The organism is Mesorhizobium sp. Z1-4 (genome assembly GCF_004000235.1).
Classification (GTDB): domain Bacteria; phylum Pseudomonadota; class Alphaproteobacteria; order Rhizobiales; family Rhizobiaceae; genus RCIO01.
Map to the genome: position 1 here is coordinate 68,882 of NZ_RCIO01000008.1, position 17,813 is coordinate 86,694.

General features: G+C 60.3%; 20 protein-coding genes. 7 read left to right on the forward strand and 13 right to left on the reverse strand.

Annotated features, from left to right (window positions below; all coding sequences use genetic code 11):
- Positions 1–309 precede the first annotated feature (309 nt).
- The 4 genes from EP165_RS19020 (at position 310) to EP165_RS19035 (ending at position 5,119) form a co-directional block, all read left to right on the forward strand.
- Positions 310–2,496 (forward strand): transglycosylase domain-containing protein, encoded by a 2,187-nt coding sequence (locus EP165_RS19020; RefSeq protein WP_127524433.1) that lies wholly within the window; start codon positions 310–312, stop codon positions 2,494–2,496.
- A gap of 90 nt (positions 2,497–2,586) precedes the next feature.
- Positions 2,587–3,171, forward strand: a complete 585-nt coding sequence (locus EP165_RS19025; RefSeq protein ID WP_127524434.1) for a DUF1214 domain-containing protein — start codon at positions 2,587–2,589, stop codon at positions 3,169–3,171.
- A complete protein-coding gene (locus EP165_RS19030) occupies positions 3,164–3,706 on the forward strand; it encodes a DUF1254 domain-containing protein (RefSeq protein ID WP_127524435.1) in 543 nt (180 codons plus the stop codon). Before EP165_RS19025 ends, EP165_RS19030 begins: the two co-directional genes overlap by 8 nt.
- Before the next feature lie 402 nt (positions 3,707–4,108).
- On the forward strand, positions 4,109–5,119 hold the full coding sequence (locus EP165_RS19035) for a hypothetical protein (RefSeq protein WP_127524436.1): 1,011 nt from the start codon (positions 4,109–4,111) through the stop codon (positions 5,117–5,119).
- Here the strand turns inward: EP165_RS19035 and EP165_RS19040 are convergent.
- Genes EP165_RS19040 through EP165_RS19050 form a run of 3 tightly spaced genes read right to left on the reverse strand, consistent with a single transcriptional unit; the run spans position 5,106 to position 8,046 of the window.
- On the reverse strand, positions 5,106–5,453 hold the full coding sequence (locus EP165_RS19040) for a DUF1491 family protein (protein ID WP_127524437.1): 348 nt from the start codon (positions 5,451–5,453) through the stop codon (positions 5,106–5,108). The genes EP165_RS19035 and EP165_RS19040 overlap by 14 nt on opposite strands.
- A gap of 21 nt (positions 5,454–5,474) precedes the next feature.
- Positions 5,475–6,341, reverse strand: a complete 867-nt coding sequence (locus EP165_RS19045; RefSeq protein ID WP_127524438.1) for a peptidoglycan-binding domain-containing protein — start codon at positions 6,339–6,341, stop codon at positions 5,475–5,477.
- On the reverse strand, positions 6,316–8,046 hold the full coding sequence (locus tag EP165_RS19050; RefSeq protein ID WP_164743099.1) for a sensor histidine kinase: 1,731 nt from the start codon (positions 8,044–8,046) through the stop codon (positions 6,316–6,318). The genes EP165_RS19045 and EP165_RS19050 overlap by 26 nt, the downstream gene beginning before the upstream one ends.
- 495 nt (positions 8,047–8,541) lie before the next feature.
- Between EP165_RS19050 and EP165_RS19055 the strand changes: the two genes are divergently transcribed.
- Entirely contained in the window at positions 8,542–8,856 is a 315-nt protein-coding gene (locus tag EP165_RS19055; protein WP_127524440.1) for a DUF5330 domain-containing protein, read from the forward strand.
- A 42-nt stretch (positions 8,857–8,898) separates the two neighbouring features.
- Positions 8,899–9,339: a SufE family protein gene (locus EP165_RS19060; RefSeq protein WP_127524441.1), complete on the forward strand. Its 441-nt coding sequence runs from the start codon at positions 8,899–8,901 to the stop codon at positions 9,337–9,339.
- On the opposite strand, the gene EP165_RS19065 is transcribed toward EP165_RS19060, so the two are convergent.
- Both EP165_RS19065 and EP165_RS19070 read right to left on the reverse strand, forming a co-directional pair.
- A complete protein-coding gene (locus EP165_RS19065; protein ID WP_127524442.1) occupies positions 9,336–10,130 on the reverse strand; it encodes a DUF6456 domain-containing protein in 795 nt (264 codons plus the stop codon). The two genes, EP165_RS19060 and EP165_RS19065, sit on opposite strands and share 4 nt — an antisense overlap.
- 20 nt (positions 10,131–10,150) lie before the next feature.
- Positions 10,151–10,555 (reverse strand): helix-turn-helix domain-containing protein, encoded by a 405-nt coding sequence (locus EP165_RS19070; protein ID WP_245440229.1) that lies wholly within the window; start codon positions 10,553–10,555, stop codon positions 10,151–10,153.
- Positions 10,556–10,761: 206 nt separating this feature from the next.
- On the opposite strand from EP165_RS19070, the gene EP165_RS19075 reads away from it, so the two are divergent.
- Entirely contained in the window at positions 10,762–11,061 is a 300-nt protein-coding gene (locus tag EP165_RS19075; RefSeq protein ID WP_245440230.1) for a cytoplasmic protein, read from the forward strand.
- A 19-nt stretch (positions 11,062–11,080) separates the two neighbouring features.
- Here the strand turns inward: EP165_RS19075 and EP165_RS19080 are convergent, their stop codons facing one another.
- The 8 genes from EP165_RS19080 to EP165_RS19115 form a co-directional block, all read right to left on the reverse strand.
- Positions 11,081–11,509 (reverse strand): Ros/MucR family transcriptional regulator, encoded by a 429-nt coding sequence (locus EP165_RS19080; RefSeq protein ID WP_127524443.1) that lies wholly within the window; start codon positions 11,507–11,509, stop codon positions 11,081–11,083.
- A 247-nt stretch (positions 11,510–11,756) separates the two neighbouring features.
- Positions 11,757–12,116 (reverse strand): monovalent cation/H(+) antiporter subunit G, encoded by a 360-nt coding sequence (mnhG, locus tag EP165_RS19085; protein ID WP_127524444.1) that lies wholly within the window; start codon positions 12,114–12,116, stop codon positions 11,757–11,759.
- Positions 12,113–12,448, reverse strand: coding sequence for a cation:proton antiporter (locus tag EP165_RS19090; RefSeq protein ID WP_127524445.1), 336 nt, complete (start codon positions 12,446–12,448; stop codon positions 12,113–12,115). Before EP165_RS19090 ends, mnhG begins: the two co-directional genes overlap by 4 nt.
- Positions 12,445–12,918, reverse strand: a complete 474-nt coding sequence (locus tag EP165_RS19095; RefSeq protein ID WP_127524446.1) for a Na+/H+ antiporter subunit E — start codon at positions 12,916–12,918, stop codon at positions 12,445–12,447. Before EP165_RS19095 ends, EP165_RS19090 begins: the two co-directional genes overlap by 4 nt.
- Complete coding sequence (locus EP165_RS19100) at positions 12,915–14,477, reverse strand: Na+/H+ antiporter subunit D (RefSeq protein WP_127524447.1); 1,563 nt, start codon at positions 14,475–14,477, stop codon at positions 12,915–12,917. The genes EP165_RS19095 and EP165_RS19100 overlap by 4 nt, the downstream gene beginning before the upstream one ends.
- Before the next feature lie 3 nt (positions 14,478–14,480).
- Positions 14,481–14,858: a Na+/H+ antiporter subunit C gene (locus EP165_RS19105; protein WP_127524448.1), complete on the reverse strand. Its 378-nt coding sequence runs from the start codon at positions 14,856–14,858 to the stop codon at positions 14,481–14,483.
- Complete coding sequence (locus EP165_RS19110; RefSeq protein WP_127524449.1) at positions 14,858–15,277, reverse strand: Na+/H+ antiporter subunit B; 420 nt, start codon at positions 15,275–15,277, stop codon at positions 14,858–14,860. The genes EP165_RS19105 and EP165_RS19110 overlap by 1 nt, the downstream gene beginning before the upstream one ends.
- Positions 15,278–15,279: 2 nt before the next feature.
- Positions 15,280–17,634, reverse strand: coding sequence for a putative monovalent cation/H+ antiporter subunit A (locus EP165_RS19115; protein WP_127524450.1), 2,355 nt, complete (start codon positions 17,632–17,634; stop codon positions 15,280–15,282).
- Positions 17,635–17,813: the final 179 nt, after the last annotated feature.

Below are 17,813 nucleotides of genomic sequence, written 5' to 3' on the forward strand. Positions count from 1 at the left end.
CATCGATTTGCGAGAAAACTGAACTGTCCGAGTGCATTACGCCTGCCACCCCCGGCAATTTTTCGGGCCAGCGCCGCGTCAAACGCAACTGTCGGACGATATCTAAACCCTACAGCAGCACCGTCACGGTGTCAAGAAAAAATTCCTAGGACTTTGTTCTTTTCTGCAGCGGTTACCATTCCGGCTCTTTACCCTTGTGGAGCGGGCCAAAATCGGGAAGAGTCCGCGTCTGTCCGGTAAAGACCTTGCCCCGAAATGGCCCGTATCTGATAACAGATTCAACTGGACAGCCAGGGAACCGCGCCACGCATGGACAATCCGTTCGAGCCTCGCAAATCCAAGAGCCCGCGCGCCACGCGCCTGCTCGAGATTGACGCATGGCTCGACTCGACCCTGTACGATGCCGGTTTCAAGCTCGCGGAATTCTGGGAATCCATCACCATTTTCTTTCGCCGGTTCCGTTTTACAGGTTTCAGCCGCGCATTTTTCGAGCTCTCCAGTGAAGGCATGACCCTCGGTGCAGCTGGCGCCGTGCTTCTGTTCGCACTTGCCCTCCCCGCATTCGAGGAAACCGCAGGCGATTGGAAAAGCCAGGGCGAATATGCCGTCACATTCCTAGACCGCTACGGCAATGAAATCGGCCAGCGCGGCATCATCCAACGCGATTCACTTCCCGTCGAGGAATTGCCGGAACATGTCGTCAACGCGGTGCTGGCAACCGAGGACCGGCGGTTCTACGAGCATTTCGGCATCGACTTTGTCGGTCTTGCCCGCGCCCTGGCGCAGAACGTGCGCGCCAATTCCGTCGTACAGGGCGGCTCCACGCTCACCCAGCAGCTCGCCAAGAACCTGTTCCTCACCAATGAACGCACGGTCGAACGCAAGATAAAGGAAGCCTTCCTTGCGCTCTGGCTTGAGGTGAACCTCAGCAAGCGCGAAATCCTGCAACTCTACCTCGACCGCGCCTATATGGGCGGCGGCACCTTCGGCATAGCGGCGGCGGCCGACTTCTATTTCGACAAGCCGATCACCGACGTTTCGGTTGCTGAAGCCGCAATGCTGGCGGGCCTCTTCAAGGCGCCTGCGCGCTACGCACCGCATGTCAATCTGCCCGCGGCGCGCGAACGCGCCAACATTGTTTTGTCGGCAATGGTCGAAGCCGGTTACATGACGGAAGGTCAGGTACTGTCGGCGCGGCTTCGCCCTGCAACGCCGGTCGACCGCGGCGATCAGGAAAGCCCCGACCATTTCCTCGACTGGGCTTTCGACGAAGTGAAGCGCGTCGCCACGGCTTCCAAAATTCCACACCATTCCCTTGTTGCGCGCACCACAATCGACATGGGCATCCAGCGTGCCACCGAAGAGTCGCTCGAGTACAATCTGCGTCAGCACGGCAAGAGCTACGGCGTCGAGGAAGGCGCAATCGTCGTGCTCGACAACAGCGGTGCGGTGCGCGCGATGGTCGGCGGCCGGGACTATGGCGCCAGCCAGTTCAACCGCGCAACCAAGGCGCTCCGCCAGACCGGCTCGTCGTTCAAACCCTATGTCTACACCGCTGCCATGGAGGCAGGGCTGACACCGGATTCAGTGGTATCCGATGGGCCGATAAGCTGGGGCGGCTGGTCGCCCAAAAACTACACGCGCGGCTATTCCGGCCGGATGACTCTGACTACCGCGCTCGTCAAGTCGATCAACACCGTACCGGTCCGCCTGGCCCGCGATTTCCTGTCCATCAAGCCGATCCGCGAACTCGCTTATGCGATGGGCGTGGAATCGCCGATCGAAAATCACAAGACCATGGTGCTCGGCGTGTCCAGCATGACCGTACTCGACCAGGCGACCGGCTATCTCACGCTGGCCAATGGCGGCATCGCCGGCACCCGGCACGGAATAAATCAGCTCATCTCCCATACCGGTGAAACGCTTTACGACTTCAGCGAAGACGAGCCCGCGCCGCACCGCGTGCTGAAGGAAGACACGGCCGCAAAGATGAACAGCATCATGGTGCAGATACCCGAATGGGGAACTGGCCGCCGGGCCGCGCTCGAGGGCATTCGTTCGGCCGGCAAGACCGGTACCACGCAGGCTTACCGCGATGCCTGGTATGTCGGCTACACCGGAAATTACACGGCCGCCGTGTGGCTGGGAAATGACGACTTCTCGGTCACCCGGCGTATGACCGGCGGCTCTCTGCCCGCCATGACGTGGCAGCGCCTCATGAGCTACGCGCACCAGAATACCGAGCTGAAACCTATTCCAGGGATCGACGATCCATTCGTCGCACCGATCGGTGTCGCCAGGGCCAAGCCGCAAAATCCCGATCCCTCCCAAACTCTGGAGCGCCCGCCGGTGATGTCGTCCGCCACCACTGATTTCCTTAATGAAATGGCAGAGATTTTCCACCGCACGCCGCCCATGGAAGTTCCCGCCGCGCCTGAAACGTTGTCGGCCCTCAGCCCGGCAGCTGACGAACAGAACCAGCCCAGCTCCAACTGATCGCTCCAGCCTGTCGCGAAACATTATGCAGAACACCCAAACCGCTCTGCCGGAGCCCCCCGGACTTCGCCCAACCCGGCAGAGCCGTTCATGATCCGCCTTTTCGCCACGATAGCGGTGGTTCTGATCACCTCCATTGGCGGCGGGGCCGCAAGCGTTTGGCTCGCACTCAATGCCAGCGAGGGCATCGGCGCGGTCATCATCAGCGGATGGACGGCCTTCCCCGACGTTGGCACACCTGACGCCGACACATATTCCAAAGCTCGTTTCGCGCGCGAGGGCGGCCTGTCACTGGGGCGTGCGGAGGGCATCACCTTCGTCGCCAGTCACGACACCACCGGAGCGGCTCTCAAGCGCGAATGCACCTATCAGATCGAGGGACCCATCCCCTCGGCGCGCTTCTGGACCCTTTATGCGGCAGATGATCAGCGGGTTGTGTTGCCACCCACCGTGCGTCGTATCCCGGCACTCCACTCGCAAGAGATGTTGCGCACCGAAGACGGCGCCATCAGTATTGTAGCGAGCCGCCATGCCGCTCCTGGAAACTGGTTGGGTCTGAGCGGACAGGGCGCAATGCAGTTCGTGCTCACGCTCTACGACACGCCGGCCGCCACATCGGCACGTGTGTTCGAAATATCCCTGCCCCAGGTGCTCAAGGTAAGCTGCGATGAATAGGCTTGCCTACACGGCGGTCCTGAGCCTGTTCGGTGCCGGCATCGTTCACATCGCTGTGCTGATGCTTCTGCCTTACTATACCGAGCGCGACGCCTGGTCTCTGCTGTCTCAGTCCTCGGATCACTATGCGGTCACCCGCATCGGTGGATCCGGGGCGACAACACCGCTGGTACGCTCGGTCGATCCGCTGTTTGCTGCGGTTGCCTGCCGCTTCGATCTCAAGGACGGGGTCGTGCATGTTCACGGCGACGGAACGGTGCCCTTCTGGTCGATGTCGGTCTACGATCGAAACGGCCAGAACATCTACAGCTTCAATGATCGTACGGCCACGGATGGGATGATGGACTTTGTCGTCCTCACGCCTGTGCAGACGATCGAAGTCCGCAAAACCCTCCCCGAAAGTTTCGTCGACGCCGTGTTTGTGGAAGCCGATCTGGAAGAGGGCATCGTTGTGGTTCGGGCCTTTGTGCCGGACCCGACATGGCGCGCCGCTATTGAAGGTTTTCTGGCAAGAATAAGATGTGAGTCTGCCTGAGCCCCATCAGGCCTGCGACTTGCGCTTGCCCCTGTCGCCTGTTCTCGCCCGGGGAGCCTTCGCCGCCCTCTTATCGGAGGCTGTTTCCGTCGTGCGTTCGTAGCGCACGCCTGGAAACATGATGATCGCTCCCTCTCCACGCGCAATTCGCGACAGTGGTTCGGACCCCCAAGTGGGATGGGACCTGATCGATATGATGTCAGCCATGGTTCCGCGTTCTCCATCGTCGATGGCTTCGGGACGCAAACGCACAATAATTCAACACATCATCGGCCAGAGTAAGCACTTGTCAGGGTTAACAGCTTGCTAACGTATTTCGTTTAATTGTCGCTACCGGGCGGACCGTTTCTGATCGGGGTTTCAGAGGTCTGGTTTCTGACTATTTGTGTATCGGGTAGCGGCGTGATTAGGGATTCCATTTCGAATGAAGCTGGCAACCGGGTCGACAAGCCCGAGCGCCTCTTCCGCTCGGCCATCGAGGCTTATTGCTCGATCGTGCGCCCCACCAAACGCGATGCCGCCCAGCTCGATGACCTTACATTGCCTCTGCTGCCACTCGTGTCGCCCGAGGGCCGGCGCTTTGCTGCGGCAGCGCTGTCGGAAACAGGGCCGCAAACGACGGCACTCGTACGCCGCCTCGCCGAGGAACCGATCGAGATCTCGGCGCCGCTTCTCACACGCTCGGTCAATCTGAGCGATGTCGATTTGATCGGGATCATCGGCCGCCACGGTATCGGCCACGCTCAGGCGATCGGCAAGCGGGCGCATCTCAACGCAAACATCGCCAAAGTAATCAAGGTGCTGGGTGCCATGGAACGATCTGCTGAACAGACTGATGTCGACCGGGTCGAGACGCCCGCGGTTGAGACGCTCAGCGAGCCGACCCGTGAGCCGGAAACCGGCGCCGCCGAAGCTGTTCGCGTCGAACTGCGCGAGATGATGACCCCCTCGCGTCAGGGGGAAACGGCGCCCGCGGCGGAACCGTTTGTTTGGCCGGAGCCGACCAGGATATTTGCGCAATTGCTCTCTACCGCGCTCACCGGAACCGAGGCGTTCTTCCACACCACGATTGCCGACGCGCTCGACATCAAATTCGGCGCGGCGCAATTGCTGGAAGAAGACGACGCGCCCGGTCTTTCGACCGTACTCAGGTCGTTTGACCTCAGCGTCGAACAGGCATTCCTGATTGCGACACTGGCCTACCCCTACGGCGCTGTCGGGCATGAAGCCGTGCGAAGCTTCGTCGACGACTATCGCAAGCTCGAGCTGAATACGGCACGTGCGAGTGTATCCGCCTGGCGCGAATGGCAGGCACGCGCGCGTCAGGCAGTTGCCCGCGATTGGGAGCCGATCATGGACCAGACCGCAGCGAACGACGCCACCGCTGCCCGCAACAGCCTCAGGGCGTCCTGATCTCGATCAGCTCGGCGAGCTTCTCAGCCTCAATCTCAAGCTCCACCACCCAGATATCGGGATCGAACCGCATTTCGCGCTCAAGCTTGGCGTCAACGTCATCCTGCGCGCCGGAACTCACCAGCTGCAAGAAATAGCGTTCGCTCGGGCGGGCATCGTCATAACCCGTCTGCGGCGCAGGCCCGAATAGGTCTAACTCGCCCAGCCGCGATCTGAGTATGAGAAAGATAGCGCCGGCTTCAGTCGCGCCGCGCTGTATGACCGCGCCAAAATCGCCACCGCTCTGCAATCTGCGCAATAGAGCCGAAACCCAAAGGTCGGATGTGACGCGCATGAGATGCGGCTCCGGTGAGGATCAGTCGGTCAGACCGATTTCACGCATCTTTGCATAGACCGCGTTATCGGGCTCACCGGTAATCGGCAGGCCGAACAGCGACTGAAACTCCTCGATACCCGTACGTGTCCGTGCCCCCACGACACCATCAAGCTCGATACCGTCATTTCCGAATGCTCGCAGCCCCGCCTGAATGCGCACAACACGCGGGTCGGGAGCCGATACGGCAACCGTATTCACCCGGTCTGGCGCCGCCGATCGCGGAGCAGGCGCCGGGGCGGCTGGCGCGATCTCGGGAAGTGCTGCAACCTGCTGAAGGTCAACTTCGTTTGCCGGCGGCTGCAAAATGCCCAACTGGGTCAAAAGCGCGTCGTTGACCTCCCCGCTTGGCTGCAAACCGACGATCTTCTGGTATGTCGCCACAGCAGCACTCGTTTGCGGTCCGGCGAGACCGTCAACCTCACCTGCGTAAAGCTCCAGCCCTTTGAGGGTTGCTTGCACCTTGGCCACCATTGCATCGCCGGGTTGCACCGGCGGGGTGGGTGTTATGCTCTCCGTCGCCTGGGCGTCGGTCGTCAGGGCCGCCGGCGTACGCTCCAGCAGTTGAGGTGCCGGAGCGGGCTCACGCAGAAGCACATTTGCGGCTGTTCCACCGTTCTCCAACGGTGCCGGCGCCGGAGCGCGCGTTGAAAACAGTGCGCCCTGGTGAAAGTGCGGCTGATACCAAAGTGCGTTTGCAGACACGAAGCTGAACGCGACCAGAAATGCGGTTGTACCGCCCACGGCCAACGGGTTGCGTATCACCGCCGCAGCCGAGAGTGCGATGCCCTCGCGCAGCAACGCGCCAACGCCGGTCGGCTCCTCAAGCTGTCTTACGGATTTTCTCATCTTCAAACCTCACTCTCGGCACTTCGGCCACCGCACCGGCCGGCGCTGCTCCATCCGCGTCCTGACTGTTTGGCCGCGGGCCTTCCAACGGGAGCGCAACCTTTACTTCCGTGCCCTCTCCAAGCGTGCTGCTGATCTCCAGGCTGCCGCCATGCAGGGCGACCAGGCCTTTCACGAGCGACAAGCCGAGACCGGCACCTTCGAACTGACGCGAAACATCGTTGCTCAGCTGCGTAAACGGCTGACCAAGCTTCGACAGGTCGTCGCTAGCGATGCCTATGCCATTGTCCGTCACGGCAAAACACACTTCTTCGCCGTGGCGATAAACATCCAGCGATACTGCGCCGCCAGCAGGTGTGAACTTGATCGCGTTGGTCAGAAGGTTGATGATGATCTGCTGAACCGCCCGCCGATCCGCAATCATCTCGCGAACGCCCGGACGCACCGTCACACTGAGTTCCAAGTCCTGAGCCGCCGCTTGCTGCGCCATCATCGAGCCGCACAACTCGACGGCGTCAGTGACTGTGAACGGCTCGGGCCGGATGCCATAGGTTCCGGCCTCGATCCTGGAAACATCCAGGATCGCGTTGACCACCGAAAGCAGATGGTGACCCGACTGACTGATCATTCCGACATATTCGCGCTGCCGGTCGGCAAGGCTTCCGGCAAGATCGTTCAGCATCATGTCGGAGAAACCGATGATGGCGTTCAGCGGGGTTCTCAGCTCATGGCTGACCGCGGCTAGGAACCTGCTCTTGGCGACTTCAATGCTGTCGGAAGCATGTCGCGCTTCCGCGAGTTCGTCGCGCATGCGCATCACGTCGCTAATATCGCGAACAAAGAGTGTAATCAGCCCTTCGGCCCGCGACACATGAAGCAGATCGAAAGCGACAGGCACGAAGCGCTCACCGCCATGTGAAACCCGGTCGTCGCGAACGCGGATTTTCAGTTCCGTGGCAGCCGTGTCCTTATCGTTTTCGAAGTCGGCGAGTGCATTCACCAGCGCAATGCGGTCGGCCACATGGACGCGCTCAAACAACGAACGGCCGACGAGCAGACCTCCCGTGAGGCCGAATAGTTTTCCCGCAGCTTTCGTTGCATCAGTGATCTCCCCGCTGCGGGACAGCGAGATGACCGGCGCATCGAACCTGCCGTCGAGGCCGGGCACCTTCCCTTCCTCAATCTGGGCGCTGCGGTCAGCGACCGCGAGTCGCGGAATGGTGAGGGCAATGTAGAGGCATGGCGCCAGCCACCCCCAGGCCGATAGGGAAAGCCAGGATTGCGTGAAGTGGGGTGCAACAGCCGCAGAAAGCACGAACGTGCCGCATGCAGCGGCAGCGCCGGTAACAGCCCGCTTCCTCGAAGAGGAAATCCACCACGGTTCGAAAACAAGCGCGGCAGCCAGCAGCGCAGCCGGTGTCACGATGCCTCCGCTTCCGGCAATGGCTACTGAGATCGCTACAACGGCAACAGAAAGCGCAACCGGCTCGACAAACGATCTGTTGCCGGTTGCGGCCACAATGGCTGCACCCATCCATGCCAGCGCGAAAATGGCGCACGCAGCAGCCATCAGGACAGGCCCGGAGACAAGTGCCGCAAATGCCGGCAAAACCGCTGGAACGACAACGAACGGCGTTGCGAGCAGAACGCCGACCAGCCGCCGCAGCCGGGCCCGCTCGGCATCGTCGCGAACCTGACCGGTCACCAGGCGCTCAAATCCGGCGTCGATGCCAGCGGGCCAGGATCCGTTTCGGGTTTCTGTCATACTCAACTGAACGCGCTCGCACTGTGCCCGCCTGGCGGGTCGAATTGGTTGAATGCGAGCCTCGCATCCAGCTTTTAAGGAATGGATAAATCCGCCCGCACACGACCCCACGAAAAGCCGAAACTTGGCCGGAATTGCTTCAAATACCGACAGAGTTCGTCTGATGGTAAACAGAGGGTAAGGTGCGGTCACGGCTCCGACTTTAGCCAGGCGGCCACCATGAATGACCGAAAACATTTGTTTTTCAATGTGTTATGTGGTTACAGAACCCTAATCAGACAATGTCGCATTTGGTTCGATGTTGCCTGGACCCGCGATCGCTAAAATTCGAATCAAATCTCGCTAAAAAGCTCTCTCCGCGCTCAAGGCGTCCTTCGCAACCGGGCGCTAGATTGCCGCCATGCAAAGGCGTGGGGAGCGCCAAAGAGGGACATCATGGGTTTCATCATCAGATCAGTGTTCTGGCTTTCGCTGGTGCTTCTGCTGGTTCCGATCGGCGGCACCGGCGCAGACAACGAAGACACGGTCGGCCCGCTGCAGGCATTTTTCGCGGCGCGCGGTGCGATCAGCGACATTACGGGCATGTGCGAGCGTAAGCCTGAGGTTTGCGAAGTCGGCAAGTCCGCGATCCACACGATCGGGGTGCGGGCGCGCGAGGGTGCACGCATGGCAATGGCGGCGATCGAAGAAAAGGACGCGGTCGAGGCCGATACGGAACTCACCACAGGCAGCGTACCGGCCAGCGAATAATTCCGTCGGGATTTAGGTGACGAATGGCCGCTTGCCCCTTAAATGGGGGCTATGAGCGATACATCCATTGACAGCATTCGGCAGGATTTCGAGTTTCTCGACGACTGGGAAGAGCGCTACCGCTACATAATCGACCTCGGGGCTGCCCTGCAGCCCTACCCCGACGAGCTCCGCGATGACGCTCATAAAGTCCGCGGCTGCGTGAGCCAGGTTTGGCTGACAGTCGATCGGGACAGCGGCGCGGACCCTACCATCCGTCTGCGGGGGGATTCCGACGCACATATTGTCCGCGGCCTGGTGGCCATCGTGCTTGCACTTTTTTCCGGGCGTAGAGCATCCGAAATCGTCTCAACCGATGCCGAAGCCACATTCCGGCAGTTCGGGCTTGATGAACACCTGACGCCGCAGCGCGCAAACGGCCTTCGTTCCATGGTGAAGCGTATCCGCGACGAAGCCCAGGCGGCACTGGGTGCCCCGGCTTAGCCGATGCTGGGCCGGTAATCTTCCGTGCCCCAGTGCAGCAGAAAAGCGCGACGCGCAGCTGCCTTCTTCCGCTCCGGGAAATAATGCCGGGAAAGAGCGCCAAGCGCCGTTTTGAGAACGACCTTGGCGGAGCGTGCGGGCCAACCGCGCTCCCGTTCGACCTGATCCAGTCCCTTCAGATAACAGCAGATATCGACCAGAACTCCGGCCAGTTCAGGTTCCAGGGAGCCTATCGCACTTTCGACCCGCTGCCGTGCCGCGATGGCCGCCTCGGTCAATTCTGCCTTGCCGCCCCGCCCGCCGCTTTTCCTGCCTGAAGCCACGGGCGCGCGCCAGCTGCCTCCAATTGCCGGCAGCAATTGTCCGCGCGTGTAGTCGGATCGCAGCCTCTCGCCGGATTCGAACTCGTCCGCCGTCAGAAACGATTTGCCGTTGCGGTTCTTTCGCCGAGCGATCGCCGTGAGTGGCGATTCGCGGTGATTGAACTCGACTGCCGTTCTCGTTCCCTCCACCTCCAAATGGCGTGTCGCCACTTCACGGTGCTGGGCCAGGAAATCCTCTTGGCCTTTCATGTGGCGCCGAGCACATGCCTCACCGGTTTCGGACAGCGAAAGAAATGTTCCCCGCTTTGTCAGCAGCCCGCGGCGGGCAATGGACGCCAGAGATGCCGCAGATACGGTGATCGACCCGCGGCTGTTTTTAAGGATCAGCCTCTCTCGACCCGAGACCTGCGTACAGGATGCGCATCCCGCGCCGAGGAACCGCACGATGCGGAGCTCATCAGCCGCCATTGTTCTTCTCCGAAGCTGAATCAGGCAAGCGTTCGACCGCGGAAAGCTGCGGTCACGATATGCTCTGCGCGGGCGATTATCCGGTCGAAATCGTCGTCGTCGCGCAGATCCTCAACCAGATGGCAGGCATGCATGACGGTGGTGCGGTCCCGGCCAAATCCCTTGCCGATCTCGGTCATCGACATGCCGAGCACAACGTGAGCCACATACATGGCGATCTGGCGCGCCCGCGATATCGTGTCCGCACATCTTCCCGGCCGGCGCAGTTCGCGGCTCGGAATCTCAAATATGGCGGCCGCTATTTCAATGACACAGTCGCAGGCTTCGATCACCCGCTCCTCGCGCAGATCCGGCGCCGTGGCGGCGCAATGGTCAGCTGGCCCGAACCCGGTTCCCGATACTTGCGCATAACTTGCAGTTGACACGAATGCCGCCTCCCGGATTTAGGAATATTATCCTTGTACCGTGAGGCGCAGCAATTGTGAACATTACAGGAACACTCCGAGACCAGCTTGTTTTTATCTAGTTGAAATAGAACGCATCTTTGTCCCGGCGGCAAAATATCTGCCAGGATTTATCCACGCTTCCCGCGCTGGCGCGATTTTCCTCGAGATCATTCTTCGAGGAACCGATGGCTGAACTAGATACGGAAGTAGCGGTATTCCAGGGCCGCAAGGAAAAAGAGATGAGCGACGCTCGTGCGGCGGCGGCACTTCAGCTTTCTTGCGGTATCGACTTCTTCGCGGCACTTGGAGCATCTGCTCCGGCCCGTCTGGAACTCTGCAAACGTATCGAACGGCTTCTCAGGCGAGAGCGATTGCGTGGGCTCCAGAAACACTGGAGCTACGACCTCAACCGCCATATCGCACTCAAACAGGCGCACGATCGGCTGGCCAGAAAAACAAGAGGCGGGCCCAGAGCCCGCCTTTGAGACGATCCTGAGGGACCGCTTATTTGGACTTGCGTTTGCGGCCGAGTCCCATCTTCTTTGCAAGTTGCGAACGCGCTGCCGCATAGCTCGGCGCGACCATGGGATAGCCGGCGTCCAGGCCCCACTTTTCCCGATACTCCTCGGGGGTCAGGCCGTAATGCGTCATCAGGTGACGCTTCAGCGATTTGAACTTTTTCCCGTCTTCAAGACAGATGATGTAGTCATCGAAAACAGAACGCTTCGGGTTTACCGCAGGCTTCGGCTTTTCGGCCGGCACACTGTCGGCGCCACCGCCAACGCGGGCAAGTGCGGCGTGAATATCGGAGATCAGCCCCGGCAAATCGCCGATTTGAACGGGATTGTTGCTCACATACGCGGCTACTACGTCCGCTGTTAGTTCGATGAGATTGTCGTCAGGTTGTTGAGATGCAGCGACTGCATTTTCCATCTTTAGCCCCAATGTATTCTAGTGTCACAAGGCGCCACGCACCTTTCACGGTTGATACGATCTTTCTCGCCGTTCCCCAGCGTATTTTGTGCATTGATCGCATCCCCTCAATTGCTCTTGCAAAGGTGAAAGTCAAATCATTCTTGTATCTACATACATAATTCCACTATTTCACCCGCAAGAGGCTGCATAAAAATTAATCAACTTTTATTACAGCTACCCCCAACTCGGGATTGGAGTCCCATACCTAGGGAGATTGTTTGCGTCCGGTGCTCTGGTTTTTGGGCATTTCATCGAGAACGGACTTGCTCCAGAGCTTGTAGCCAACCGCATAAGCGGCTTTGGCCAGCAGATGGGCGGACACGGGTGCCGTAAGCATAACAAAGGCCACTGCAGCCAGCGCACGGAGCGTTGTTGCAGGATCGTCGGAAACCACAGCAAGCGCGATCAGCATGGCACCGGAACCGACGGTTCCGGCCTTCGAGGCAGCGTGCATTCGCGAATAGATGTCAGGCAAACGGATCACACCGATCGCCGCCACGAGCGCAAAGGCCGCGCCAATAACGATAAGAAATCCCGAAATATAGTTCTGGGCTTCCAAGATCATTTTGTGCTCCCGGCCTCAGGCTGGCTGTCCTCTTCGATGCTGGTTTCGCCGGCGGGCCCGCGCGAGAGAATGAAGCGCGCAAGGGCAACGGTGGCGAGGAAGCCGACCAGCCCGAGCGCGATCGCGATATCGAGATAGAGCGTGAAGCCGGTGCGGATCCCGATTACGGCCAGAAAGCCGATCGCAACGGTAACCAGCAGATCAAGCGCCAGAACGCGGTCCGGCAAAGTTGGCCCGACCACGAAACGAAACACTGTAACCAGAAACGACATGCACAGCAGCACGAGCGCAATCAGTTCGGCAAAGTCCCTGAAATGCTCTCCTGCGCTCAACGGAATGCCTCCAATATCTTGCGCTCGAAACCCTCGGCGATGTCCGCCCGCGTCTGATCGACGTCGGAACAGTCAATCGCGTGGACGTAGAGCGTCCGCCTGTCGTCGGACACGTCCACCGACAGCGTACCGGGTGTCAGGGTGATCAGGTTTGCGAGCAGGGTGATTTCCCCGTCGCGGTCCACCTTCATCGGGTAGGCGAAAATGCCGGGACTGACTTTCATGCGCGGCGACAGGACCAACGTTGTCACGCGCCAGGCCGAAAGGATGAGTTCATACACAAAGAGGGCAGCCAGCGAGATTACGCGCCACGACCGGGTCAGGTAGCCGACATAACCGACCTGCTCGCGGATCAGATACAGCGCGACGGCCGAGAGGATGAACCCGAAGATGAGGTTGGCCAGCGTGAACGAAGCAGATACCGCGGCCCAGGCAATTGCCAGCAGCAGATTTATCAGGAACAGGCTCATTGCATGACCTCGGCAGGGAAAACAGCGTTGGCATATGCGCCAGGCTCAAGCAGGCCGGATGCTGCGTATTGAGCTGCCGCAATAACCGGCTCGGGCCAAACGCCCAATATTGCAATGGGTATGCATAGCAACAAAACCGCTGCCTGCGTACTTGCTGTGACCGTCAATGCGCCTCCGCCTGAATCGCCGGCATTGTCGCGAACACGCCAGAACACCAGGACGAAGAGACGGCCCAGCGCCAGCGTCGTCAGCAGACCCGTGACGAGTATCGCCAAAGCAAGCCACCAGCTTCCGTCGGCCAACGACGCCTGAACCAACATAACCTTCGGCCACAGGCCGGATCCCGGCGGAAGCCCCGCGGCCGCCAGAACAAGAAACAGCGCTATCGCTGCCATCATCGGATTCGTCCGGTACAGCCCGGCAAGTTCGGTGAGTGCATAGCTCCCGCCGGCGCGGCGTATTTGCCCGGCGAGAAGGTAGAGAGCCGTCATCACAAGCATCGAATGAACCGCATATACAATCGAGCCTGCGAGGCCGACATCCGATCCCAGCCCGATACCGGCCAGCATGAAGCCGATACCCGACACCACGACAAAGCCCAGCAGTCGACGGATGTCCGATTGCGCCAAGGCGCCCAGTATCCCGATCAGCATTGTTGCGATTGCAAGCCAGACGATCAGGCTGGAGAGAACAGCACGCTCCGGCGGGAACAGCATAACGAGCGTGCGCATCAGCGCATAAACGCCAACCTTGGTAAGTAGACCGGCAAAGAGCGCAGCCACCACAATGCGCGGTGTGTGATAGGAAGCCGGAAGCCAGAAGTTCAACGGAAAGGCCGCAGCCTTCATACCGAACGCAATCAGGTAGAGCGTCGCCAAGGTCATCAGCGGCGCGCTGGAGCGCAGCTGCGACGCCTTCAAAGCGATGTCGGCCATATTGAGTGTGCCGAATATGCCGTAGAGATAACCGGTCGCGATCAGGAAGAGCGTCGTCGCGACGAGATTCAGAATCGCATATTTGGTCGCGCCATCGATCTGCCGCTTGCCCGACCCCAGGATGATCAGGCCGAACGACGCGATCAGGAATACTTCGAACCATACGTAAAGATTGAAGATATCGCCGGTGAGGAACGAACCGTTCACGCCGGCTAGCATGAGCAGCATAAAGGCATAAAAACCGTACCGGCGGCCGACGAAATTGACGGTTCCGACCGAGAATATCCCACAGACCAGGGCAACAAGCCCTGCCGTGGCAACCAGCGTCGCCCCCAGCATGTCCGCCACGAACGAGATACCAAACGGCGGCAACCAGCGGCCCATTGTCATAACGACCGGTCCGCCGGTCCAGACATGAACCAGCAGAGCTGCATCGGCCCCAAAGAGTATGGCGAGCGCTACAATGGCGATCCGCGGCTGCGTTTCCGTGCGATGCCGCAGCATCAGCAGTACCGCGCCAAAGAGCAGCGGCAGCGCGACCGGCGCAATAACCAGCCAATCCAGCGCTGGCACCGGGTCGAGGATCATTGCCTGCGACAGATCTACTGACTTCGACACCGCCATCGATCAATACCCCATCGGCGGCAGACCGTCATCGACCGGCTCTGCAACGCGCATTTCTTCGGTGTCGTCTGTGCCCAGCTCCTGATAGGCGCGGTAGGTAAGCACCAGGAGGAACGCGAACAGCGAAAACGAGATCACGATTGCCGTCAGCACCAGCGCCTGCGGCAGCGGGTTTGCAATCGTCTCTTCAGGCACAGCAAGGTGATCGGGGATGATCGGCGGCACTTCCCGCGTCAGCCTGCCAGCCGTGAAGATGAGCAGGTTCACGGCATTGCTCAGTATCGCCGTTCCGAGCAGGATGCGGATGATGTGCTTGGACAGCAGCAGATACACCGCCACCGCGAAGAAGATACCTACAAGAGCAGAGAAGGCCGTTTCCATCAGTCTTCCTCGCGCTCTTCGAGTGCAAGGGCGATGCTGGTCAAAGACCCCAACACGACCAGGTAAACGCCGATATCGAAAACCAGCGGCGTCGAAAGATCGACGGTCACACCGAGGATGGAGGCCTCGGTCCACAAACCCGTCATGAATGGCACCGCTCCGAACATCGACAGCGCACCCGACACGGCCGCGATGAAAAGCCCGAAACCCGAAATGCTCATCGGGTGGAAATAGAGGGCCCGGCGAACCGGCGAAACGCCGCACGCGATGCCGTAGATTGCGAATGCGGACGCGGCAATCAGCCCGCCGATAAAGCCCCCGCCAGGTTCGTTGTGGCCCCGCAACAGCACAAAAACCGAGAACAACACCATCAGGCTGGTGAGGTACGGCGCCATCGTGCGGAAAATGAGCGTCCGCATTGTCAGCCCCCCTTACCCGGTTCAGGTGCGGCTTCGTCTCCGCTTCGCAATCGGATCCGGATCAGGGCCAGAACCGCCAGCCCGGCGATCATCACCACTGCAATCTCGCCGAGCGTGTCGAGGCCGCGGAAGTCTACGAGGATGACGTTCACAATGTTGCGGCCATGTGCAATCGCGTAGGAATATTCGGCAAAGAAGCGCGGCAGCGTGTCGTCAAATGCGCCTTGCGTGACCCGCAGCAGAAAGAGCCCGAATCCGATACCGCAGGCCGCTGCAATCACGGCATCGACAGTGCGCTCGCCCACGGGCCGGTGATCCGCGGGTGACAGGCGCAGACGGGTCATGACCAGTGCCAGAATGACGACGCTCAGTGTTTCGACCATAAACTGCGTGAAGGCCAGGTCCGGCGCGCCCATGAGCGCAAATATCAGCGCCACGGCAAAACCCTGAATGCCGAGCGACACGATGGCGGTCAGCCGGTTGCTCGCCGCCAGCACGGACCACAGGCCGATCACGGCAATCAGCAGAACCACCCATTCGTAAAACGGCAGTTTCGGCATTGCCGGCCAATCCGGGAACTCGCCATACATAGCGGGTGTCACCAGCAAGGCAGCTGCGATCACCAGGAAGGTTGCCGTCATGTAGCGGTCCATATGACCATGCTGGAAAAACGCGGTCACAACTCTCGCAACTCGTATCGTGCCGCGGACAAGTTGGTCGAAACCTCTATCCGGCCCCCAACCTATCGTGCTCAAAACCGACGCCACAGCGGCTCTGAAGCCAGCGAGCCCGACATAGATCGCGATGCCGACCGCAACGGTGACCAGCGACAGGTACAACGGCAAGCCGATATGCGGGACCAGCGAAATATGCGCGTGGACCGCGGTGCCGGCGACCGCACTGGCCATGGGGTCGGTCAGGTGTTCGTGCGACCAGCTTGAGAAAATCGCGGCGCCAAGCCCGACCAGGCCTAACGTCGCCGGCCCGATCCACAGCAGCACCGGGCCCTCGTGCGCGTGTTTCGGTGTCTCGACCTTGGCGCCCAGGAACGGCTTCAACGCCACGGCGAAGCCAATCGCAAACATCAGCGCGTTGCCACCGATGGCAACAAGGGTCAAAACCGTTGTCCAGCTATCGGCGAATCCGAGTGCCGCGTAGATTTCCTCTTTTGCCAGGAATCCGAACAGCGGCGGCAAGCCACCCATTGAAACGGCAGCCACCAGGGCCGTAGCAAAGGTGATCGGCATCGCGGTCCGCAGCCCACCGAGTTTGGTGACATCGCGTGTGCCCGCCTCGTGGTCGATCGTTCCGGCGACCATGAACAGCGCCCCTTTGAACAGCGAGTGCGCGATCAGATAAAGCACTGCCGCCTCGATCGCCTTATCGGATCCGAAGCCAGTCAGCATCACGAGCAGCCCGAGCGACGCCACGGTTGTGTATGCCAGCATCAGCTTCAGGTCGGTCTGGCGCACGGCGAGAAGACCGCCAGTCAGCAGCGTGGCGCCGCCGAAGATCGGCAGGATGGTCTCCCACGCAATGGTCTCGCCGAAGGCCGGGTTGAGGCGCATGACCAGATAAACGCCAGCCTTCACCATCGTCGCAGAATGAAGGTAGGCCGAAACGGGCGTCGGCGCTTCCATTGCGTTGGGCAGCCAGAAATGAAACGGCACCTGAGCCGATTTGGTGAAGGCGCCACCGAGCAGGAGCAGCAGGGCGGCGATATAAAATGGGCTCTCGCGCATGACATCGCCGCTTGCAAGCAGCGTTCCAAGATCACCGATCCCGGTTACCGACCACACCAGCAGCAGCCCGGCCAGAAGCGACAAGCCACCTGCCCCCGTCACGATCAACGCCTGGATGGCTGCACGACGCGACGCTTCGCGGCGGTGATCGAAACCGATCAGCAGGAAGGAGGTGATCGAGGTCAGCTCCCAAAACACAAACAGGGTCAGGAAAGAGTCCGCGACGACCAGCCCCTGCATGGCGCCCATGAACATAAGAATGAACGAGAAAAACCGGCCCTGGTGTTCGTGGCCTTTGAGGTAGCCGCCCGAATACAGAACGATCAGCGTGCCGATACCGGAGATCAGAAGCGCGAACGTGATGGAGAGCCCGTCCAGATACCATGAGAAGCGTGCACCGAGGCTCGGTATCCAGTCGTAGCCGCCGCTTGCGTGCCCGCCTTCGGCAACCAGCGGCACGAAACCGGCGAAGTGGATGAAAAGAAATGCCGGAACGGCTGCGAGTATCCAGGCCGCGTTGTGGCCAAAAGCGCGCGCCAGCGACGGTGCAACGCATGCGGCGAGAAACGGCAGAAAAAGCGCAAGAAGGGTCAGCGATTGCCCGGCTGTTTCCATTCGCTCGTTCTGCCTCCCGGCCCCGTTCGCGCCCTCTCGAGGCTTTTCGATCACTTAGCGTTTGAAAACTTCACCGACAAGACCGGCCGGTCCGGCAATGGCTTTGGGTCAGGCGTTGAACACACCAGCTAATCTGCACAATGACAGCGTGCCCGGTTCAGCCGAACCGGGCACATCAG